This window comes from Microbacterium sp. I2 (assembly GCF_051364985.1).
Classification (GTDB): domain Bacteria; phylum Actinomycetota; class Actinomycetes; order Actinomycetales; family Microbacteriaceae; genus Microbacterium.
The window spans coordinates 51,102-59,036 of sequence record NZ_JBLWIH010000028.1; the positions used below are offsets into that span (position 1 = coordinate 51,102).

The window sequence follows — 7,935 nt, forward strand, 5'->3', positions numbered from 1 at the left end:
AGCCCGACCACACCCATCTAGGAGCGACGAAGACCATGTCCGCCATTGCCGTGCCGAAGGTGCGCGCCAAACGCGTCACCACCGGCGTGACCCTGTCGCGACGCGCGGGCATGGTCTTCGTCCTCCCCGCGCTCGTGCTGTTCGCGGTGTTCATCGCCTACCCGCTGCTCACGGCGCTCAGCTACTCGTTCTTCTCGTGGACGGGGATCGTCCGAGGCGACTTCGCGGGACTCGACAACTACGTGACGCTGTTCACGAAGCTGCCGTACAGCACCGACATCCCGAACGCGTTCGTCCACAACATCCTGCTGTTCGTCGGCGCGATGGTGTTCCAGAACACCATCGGACTGGCACTCGCGACCCTGCTGCACCGGCAGCGCCGGTTCAAGCGGTTCTTCCAGACGATGTACACGCTGCCGTATCTCGTGTCGCCGCTGGTGATCGGATACCTCTGGTCGCTCATGCTGTCGCCGTTGTTCGGACCGGTGAACGCGGTGCTGCGAGCGGTCGGGCTCGACGCGCTGGCGCAGCCTTGGCTGGGCAACCCGCAGACGGCGATCTGGGTCGTCGTCATCGTCACGGCATGGCAGTGGATCGGGTTCCCGGTCCTGCTGTACGGTGCCGCGCTCGGAGGCATCCCGGAAGAGATCGACGAGGCGGCATCGCTCGACGGCGCGACGTCGTGGCAGCGATTTCGCACGATCACGCTGCCGATGCTCCTGCCCGCGATCGGCACCGTGAGCGTGCTGACCTTCATCGGCGCGATGGAGGCCTTCCCGATCCCGTACGCCCTCGGGGGGTCGCAGGGCAATCCGGCCGGTGCGACCGACGTGCTGAGCCTGCTGTTCTACCGCACCGCCTTCGAGTCCGGATCGTCCAATGCGATCGGCACGAGCTCGGCGATCGCCACACTGCTGTTCCTGTTCATCTTCGGCGTCTCGATCCTCATCACCGTGCTCCTTCGCCGCGTAGAACGGAATCTCCTCTGATGACCGCGACGCTCACCCCGCCGCGATCCGGCGCACCCACGGCGGACCGCCAGGCCGCTCCCCGCCGCGGGCGTCCGCGTGCCACGCTGGGCGGGTTCGCGACGAGCGGCTTCCTGTGGCTGTACGCCGCGATCTCCATCGCGCCTCTGCTGCTCATGGTGTCGAACTCGCTTCGCACCTCGCAGGACATGGCGCAGCATCCGCTCGGCCTGCCGTTGCCCCCGAACTTCGCGAGTTATCAGAAGGCGTGGGTGACGGCATCTTTCGAGACGTACTTCTTCAACTCGATCTTCGTGACGGTCGCGTCGGTGCTCCTGTCGACGGCGGTGTCGCTCCTGGCCGCCTATGCGTTCGCGCGCACCCGATCGAAGCTGTTCACCACGCTCGAGGGGCTGTTCCTCTCCGGCCTCATGCTGCCGGTCTACCTCGCGATCCTGCCGCTGTTCTTCCTGCTCGACTCCATCGGCATGATCTCGAACCTGTGGAGCCTGATCCTCGTATACGCCGCACTCGGCATCCCGTTCTCGACCTTCGTGCTGGCGAGCTTCTTCCGTCAGCTGCCGATCGAGCTCGATGAGGCGGCGCGGCTGGATGGCGCAGGTCCGTTCACCACTTTCTGGCGCGTGCATCTGCCGCTGGTCAAGCCCGCGATCGCGACGGTGATCGTGTTCCGGTTCGTGCCGGTGTGGAACGACTTCTTCTATCCGCTGATCCTGATCCGAGATCGTGACGCCTACACGCTGCCGGTCGGCATCACCCGCTTCTTCGGGGAGTATCAGACCGACTGGGCGACGCTGTTCGCAGGGCTGACGCTCGCGACGATCCCGCTGGTCGTGCTGTTCCTGTTCGCCACGAAGCAGATCGTGTCGGGGCTCACCGCCGGAATGAGCAAGTGAGCGTCGTCCTCGGAATCGACATCGGAGGCTCGGGCACCCGTGCAGTCCTGGCAGAGAGAACGGGACCGGATGCCACGGCCCTGACACTCGGAAAGGGCCTAACGGGCGGCCCCATCGGCGTGACGGTGACAGGCAGCACCGTGCCTGAGGCCGCGCTCGCCCTCGTGCGGCGAGCGGCCGAGGCGTGGCCCGACCGGATGCGGGACCTGACCGGGATCGGCGTGGGCGCGACCGGGTTGGCGACCCTCGTCGAGCGGCCCGCCGAACTCGTCGACGCCCTCGCGGCCGAGGTCGCCGCGCTGACCGATCGCCGCGTGGGAGTCGCCGTCGCGATCGACGCGGTCACCGCCCATCTGGGCGCCCTCGACGGCGAGGCGGGAGCCATCGTAGCGCTCGGCACGGGGGCGATCGCGTTCGGCACAGACGGCGCGGACATATGGCGCCGAGTGGACGGTTGGGGGCATCTTCTCGGCGATCGAGGCGGCGGAGCCTGGATCGGGATGCAGGGACTGACGGCCGCGATTCGCGCCCACGACGGCGTGGATCCCGCCGGCCTCATGCTCCTGGAGGCCGCGCGGGCGCGCTTCGGCGAGCCGCTCACATGGCCGGCGCAGCTGTACACGCGCGAAGACCGGGCGGGTGTGCTCGCGTCCTTCGCGGCCGACGTCGCTCGCACTGCTTCAGCGGGGGATGCCTGCGGCACCGCGATCATGACGCACGCCGGCCAGGAGGCCGCTCGCAGCGCCGTAGCTGCTCTCGACCCGCAACTGCCGTCGGTCGTCGCCGCGACTGGCGGCGTGTTCCGCCCTGGTGAGACGCTCGCCCTCGAGTTCGAGCGTGCGCTGACGGAGCTCCGGCCGGGTGTCGAGGTACGCGTTCCCGTGGGTGACCCGCTCCTCGGTGCGGCGATCCTCGCCGAGCGCGCAGCGGCCGGGCGAATCGCGACGCACGCGCCGTACGTCTGGGCGGGGGGAATACCCGGCGGGTGAGCCGGCGTCAGCTGCCGTCGGTCGTGACCTCGGTGCCTGCGGAGGCCGCGCGCGCCCGAGCACGGCCCAGCCCGGCGGCGGCAGCACCCGCGACGAGCAGGACCACCGCGGTGAGGATGCCGCTCGGCGAGCCGCCGCTTGCTGCGAGCTCGTGACGGCCTCCGGTACCTGGGGGATCGACCTGGGTTGCCGGCAACGCGACCAATTCGCTCTCGCGCGCGGGGCCGAGGCCGACCGCATTCACTGCCGCGACGCGAAACCTGTATGAGGCTCCGGCGGCGAGGCCGGGCACGGTCAGTTCGCGGGCATCGGCAGCCGCCTGGGAGGACTGCACGACTGTGCCGTCGGACTGGATCGCGCTGACGACGAAGCCGGCGACGGGGTCCGCCGCTGCTGCCGCGCCCGCGATGCCGTCGGTGTCGCCCTCGCCGTCCCCCCATCGCACGGTGGCAGCACCGCCCTCGGCGATGTGTGCGTCGACGAATCCCGGCGCCGGAGGCAGACCCGCCACCGGCCCGATCACCACGCCCCCGGAGAGGCTGTTGAAACCGACGACGTGCTGCGTATAGAAGTGGTTGCCGGCGTTGAAGATCGCATCGACGGGATCCATGTTCGGCGCGATCGTGAACTGCCCGTAGCGGATCGGCAGTGTGTCTGCCTGCGTCACCCCGGCGAACGGCCCCGTGGTGGGCGAAACCGACCATGCGACCGTGGCACCGGTCTTCACCCAGCCCTCGAGCTGGATGCCCGAGCCCGGGATGGGCGGAGCCGTCGACGGATCGGCGACGGGATCGAACTCGTCGCCGCGGATGATGCCCAGGGTCTGGCCCGTGTCGAGGACCGTGTTGTTGCAGTCCTGGGCGAAGTCCGGGCCGGCCGTGATCGTCCAGCAGAGCATCGGGTCGAGAAAGACCCGCTGCCCATTCGGCTTCACTTCTGAATCCTTCTGCGTTCGCTGGATGACAGTTTCTTGCGGGGTGGGCTCGCCGATCGGGCCGAGCCGCACGTACGGGGACGTGCCGGTGAAGTCGACGGTGAAGCCCTCGTCGAGTCGCCCGGGCATCTGGTCGATGGCGGTATAGATCAGGTTGGCGTCCCCGCCGGGGTAATGCTGGATTCCTGGACCGATCCCGAGGACGCCCTTCGTGCCGGTGCCGGCCCCCGGGCATGCCGTCGGGCATTCGGTGCCGTTGACGAACGCGACCTCGTGCTCGGTGTCGACACCTTGGATCGTCACGGTGGCGTGCGCGAGGTATCCCCTGACGCTGGTCCCGTCGTAGTTCTCACCCGCCGGGATGTCGGTGTTGACCACCGGCGTCGCGGGGTTCTGAATGGCGCCGGGATCGAGGACGAGTCCGGATGTGCCGGTGTCGACCGAGACGAAGATCGGGTCGCTGCCGTTGACGGAGATATGGGTGGCGGGCAAGAAGCTCCCACCCGTCTCGATCAAGACCACAGGAATGTCGAGATATTCCGGGGTCGCGGCATCGTCGACAGTCTCCGCAGCGGCGGCAGGGGCCATGACGACGAGTGACACGCACGCCACGAGCACTCCCCAGATGGCGCCCTGCGCCCGCTCGATCCGGTGCATCCGGCGATCTCCTCTCGCTCCCCGTTGCAGAGCGTAGCGGGCACGCCACCGACGGGTCGACCGTCGGCTCCTGGGGCCCGGATCGTCGTCAGTGCGTCACCGTGCCTGCCGAGAGATCGACGATCGTGCCGGTCATCGCGGCGGCGTGATCCGACGCGAGGAATGCTGCCGTCTCTCCGATCTGGTCGATGGTCGGAAGTCTCTTGAGGAGCGTGCCCTGCGCCAGTCCGTCGAGGAACTCCTGCACCGATTGCCCGCCCGATGCTGCGGCAGGTGCGAACACGTCGGCCGTGTACGAACCGGCGGACGGGGCGTCCACGACGGCATGGGGACGGATGCCGACGACTCGGATGTTGCGAGGTGCAAGCTCCGCGGCCAGAAGCCGTGAGAACGCCTCCTTTGCGGCAGCGCTCACGCCGTGGCCGAGAATGCCGGGGATGGTGAGCTTGGCTCCGGGCTCCGACAGGGTCAGGATGACGCCGCCGCGCTCGCCGCCCATATGGCGCGACACCGCCTTGCTCGTGATGAAGAGCGTGCGGAGGAAGCCGTCGATCGGCCGCAGGAACTCGTCCAGAGAGATCTCGGGCAGCAGCGTGCCCTGGTCGTGCATGACGCTCACCGCGTTGAGCGCGATATCGATGCGGCCCGCCTTCGCCGCGATCGCCGCAGCGTGGTCTTCGACCGCCGCCTCGTCGAAGACGTCGACCAGCGCTGTTTCGACGGCTCCGCCATCGGCGGCGATCTCGCTCGCGACGGCGTCCAGCCTCGCATGCGTCCGTCCGGCGAGGAACACGGTGGCACCCTTCCGCGCGAACGCCCGGGCGACCGCGCCACCGATCGCGCCCCCGCCGCCATAGACCACGGCGTTCTTGTTCTGCAGCAGCATCCCGCTCATTTCGTCCTCCCGGTGATCGTCAACCAGAAGGCAACCACGAATTCCAGACTAGTGCAACTAGAGAGTTGCACTAGTTGCGGTATCACCCGCCAGCTCGGCAAGCCGGCGCTGGAGGAATCGCCGCTCGGGCTCGGTCGGCGCGAGCGAGAGCGCAAGGCGGTAACGGGTCGCGGCGGCCTGGCGCCTGCCGAGCCGGCGGAGCATGTCGGCCTGCGCAGCGGGCAGCAGATGGTAGGTGCTGAGGGCGCCGGATGCCGCGATCCGGTCGAGCTCGTCGAGCGCTGCCTGCGGATGCCCGGCGAGCCCGAGAGCGACCGCCCGGTTGAGCTCGAGCACGGGCGAGGGCGAGGAGTCGATGAGCGCGTCGTACCACCGGACGATCTCGGCCCAGTCGGTCTCGTCCGTGGTCGCCGCGCGTGCGTGCGCGCGCTGGATCTCGGCCTGGATCCGATACGGGCCGGCTGCGGCATCCGTTCGTCCTGAACCATGGAGGGAATCGAGCCGGTCGAGGATGGTGAGCCCCTCGGCGATCTCGGCGGCGTTCCACCGGGTGCGATCCTGCTCGTCGAGCGGCACGAGATCCCCGGCCTCATCGACCCGCGCTTGAGAGCGCGAGTGCTGGAGCAGGAGAAGTGCGAGCAGCCCGGCCGGCTCCGGCTCGTCGGGCATGAGACCGACGACCAGGCGCGCGAGCCGTATCGCCTCGTCCTGCAGATCGACCCGGAGAAGCTGATCGCCGGAGCTGGCCAGATACCCCTCGTTGTGCACCAGCATGAGCACCGAGAGGACGCCGTCCAGACGCGGCCGCAGATCATCGCCCTCGGGCACGCGATAGGGGATCCCGGCGTTGCGGATCTTGCGCTTGGCCCGCACAAGGCGCTGTGCCATCGTCGCCTCGGGGACGAGGAAGGCGCGGGCGATCTCACCGGTCTCGAGTCCAGCCACGGTTCGCAGCGTCAGCGCGACCCGGGCTTCGAGTGACAGCGCCGGATGGGCGCAGGTGAAGATCAGACGCAGCCGGTCGTCGATCTCGGTCGCCGCGAAGGCGATGTCGGCGGGATCCGTGGGCTCACCGGGTGCGCGTAGCTCATCCATCACGATCCACTCCCTGACCTTGTCGAGCTCGACACCTCTGCGCCGCAGGATGTCGAGGGCGCGATTGCGGGCGACCGTCGTCAGCCACGCTCCCGTGTTGCGGGGCACGCCCTCGGTCGGCCACCGCTCGGCGGCGCGCTCGAACGCATCCGCGGCAGCCTCCTCGGCGATATCCCAGTCCCTGGTCGCACCGATGAGCGTCGCGACGATGCGGGTCCACTCCTCGCGATAGGCGCGTTCGACGGCCTCCCGCACCTCGGCGGCATCGCTCCCGATCGCCGTCATCCCGCAGTCACCATCCCCTCGCCGGTGGTGAATCGGCCCCACCCGTGTTCACGGTATGCCCCAGCGACGAACGGCGAAGCGCGAATTCGACACCCCCTGTCGAATTCGCCGATCGCCGTTCGTCGTACGGGTGAAGTGAGACACTGCACTCGATAGGAGCAACCCATGAAGCACATGCTGCTGATCTACGGCAACGAACAGGCGTGGAACGAACTGACCGAGCACGGCAGAGAAAGCCTGGATGCCGCGCACCGGGACGTGCTCGCCGAACTCGAAGCGTCGGGCGAACTCGTGCTGTCCAACGAACTCGACCCCACGACCGCGAAAGTCGTGCGGCGCACCGACAACCGACTGCTCGTCACCGACGGACCGTTCACCGAGTCGAAGGAGATGGTCGGCGGGTTCTACATCGTCGACGTCCGCGATGTCGACCGCGCCATCGAGATCGCCGGGAAGCTCGAGGAGACCACCTTCTCGGTCGTGGAGATCCGCGCGCTGATGCACTGACGGGACGGGATCGTGTCGGATGCCTCTGGGACAGTGACCGCATGACAGGTGCCGCAGACGAGTGGACGATCGCGCGCCACCTTGCCGATCAGCCCGAGTTCGCCGTCGAGCTGTACCACCGGTTCATCGAGATGGTGGAGAGCATCGGGCCATTCACGTACGCAGTGAGCAAGACAACGATCACGGTGAAGGGCGAGCGTCGCGGATTCGCGGGCCCGCGCCCGTATCGCTCAGGGCTACGCGGGTACTTCGATCTGCAGCGGGAGGTCACAGATCCCCGCATCATCTCGGTGTCTCCGTACACCCAGCGGCTCTTCGTCCATCAGTATCGGGTGGCGTCGATGGATGATCTCGACGAGGAGTTCGCCGGATGGCTCCAGGAGGCATACGTGGTGGGGAACGGGGCCCATCTGCGCTGAGCGGAAGAGTCTGGCTCGAGGTGCACCTGGCGCCCGGAGGCATTCCGGGTGATTCCTCGTGCCGAAGGCTCCGACCTCGCTCGAGCGCTGTGGTCGCGCCGTGTCAGAAGACGATGGTGTGGTTGCCGTGCTGGATGACGCGGTCTTCGGCGTGCCATTGGACGGCGCGGGACAGGACGGCGCGTTCGACGTAGGCGCCGCGGGCTTGGAGGTCGGCGGCGGTCATGGCGTGGTTCACGCGGGCGACGTCCTGCTCGATGATGGGGCCC

The 7,935-nt window shown here is 68.3% G+C and carries 8 protein-coding genes and 1 pseudogene; 5 read left to right on the top strand and 4 right to left on the bottom strand.

Going from position 1 to position 7,935, the window contains the following annotated elements:
- Positions 1-35: 35 nt before the first annotated feature.
- The 3 genes from ACLKM7_RS19655 to ACLKM7_RS19665 are packed head-to-tail and all read left to right on the top strand — an operon-like array spanning position 36 to position 2,874.
- Positions 36-989 (top strand): carbohydrate ABC transporter permease, encoded by a 954-nt coding sequence (locus ACLKM7_RS19655; RefSeq protein WP_436448992.1) that lies wholly within the window; start codon positions 36-38, stop codon positions 987-989.
- Positions 989-1,885: a carbohydrate ABC transporter permease gene (locus tag ACLKM7_RS19660; protein ID WP_436448993.1), complete on the top strand. Its 897-nt coding sequence runs from the start codon at positions 989-991 to the stop codon at positions 1,883-1,885. Before ACLKM7_RS19655 ends, ACLKM7_RS19660 begins: the two co-directional genes overlap by 1 nt.
- Positions 1,882-2,874 carry an N-acetylglucosamine kinase gene (locus tag ACLKM7_RS19665; protein WP_436448994.1) on the top strand — a complete coding sequence of 331 codons (993 nt, stop codon included), beginning with the start codon at positions 1,882-1,884 and terminating at the stop codon, positions 2,872-2,874. The genes ACLKM7_RS19660 and ACLKM7_RS19665 overlap by 4 nt, the downstream gene beginning before the upstream one ends.
- 7 nt (positions 2,875-2,881) lie before the next feature.
- Here the strand turns inward: ACLKM7_RS19665 and ACLKM7_RS19670 are convergent, their stop codons facing one another.
- The 3 genes from ACLKM7_RS19670 to ACLKM7_RS19680 form a co-directional block, all read right to left on the bottom strand.
- Positions 2,882-4,465, bottom strand: coding sequence for a fibronectin type III domain-containing protein (locus ACLKM7_RS19670; protein ID WP_436448995.1), 1,584 nt, complete (start codon positions 4,463-4,465; stop codon positions 2,882-2,884).
- 88 nt (positions 4,466-4,553) lie between these two features.
- The gene (locus ACLKM7_RS19675) at positions 4,554-5,360 is read right to left on the bottom strand and encodes an SDR family NAD(P)-dependent oxidoreductase (RefSeq protein ID WP_436448996.1); all 807 of its coding nucleotides are present in this window, start codon (positions 5,358-5,360) and stop codon (positions 4,554-4,556) included.
- A 57-nt stretch (positions 5,361-5,417) separates the two neighbouring features.
- Positions 5,418-6,740: an RNA polymerase sigma factor gene (locus ACLKM7_RS19680; protein ID WP_436448997.1), complete on the bottom strand. Its 1,323-nt coding sequence runs from the start codon at positions 6,738-6,740 to the stop codon at positions 5,418-5,420.
- Between the two features lie 165 nt (positions 6,741-6,905).
- On the opposite strand from ACLKM7_RS19680, the gene ACLKM7_RS19685 reads away from it, so the two are divergent.
- Positions 6,906-7,247 (top strand): YciI family protein, encoded by a 342-nt coding sequence (locus tag ACLKM7_RS19685; RefSeq protein ID WP_436448998.1) that lies wholly within the window; start codon positions 6,906-6,908, stop codon positions 7,245-7,247.
- A 41-nt stretch (positions 7,248-7,288) separates the two neighbouring features.
- Positions 7,289-7,666: a DUF5655 domain-containing protein gene (locus ACLKM7_RS19690; protein ID WP_436448999.1), complete on the top strand. Its 378-nt coding sequence runs from the start codon at positions 7,289-7,291 to the stop codon at positions 7,664-7,666.
- 103 nt (positions 7,667-7,769) lie between these two features.
- Here ACLKM7_RS19690 and ACLKM7_RS19695 read toward each other — a convergent pair.
- Positions 7,770-7,935: pseudogene (locus tag ACLKM7_RS19695) on the bottom strand (formyltetrahydrofolate deformylase); the annotation flags it as partial.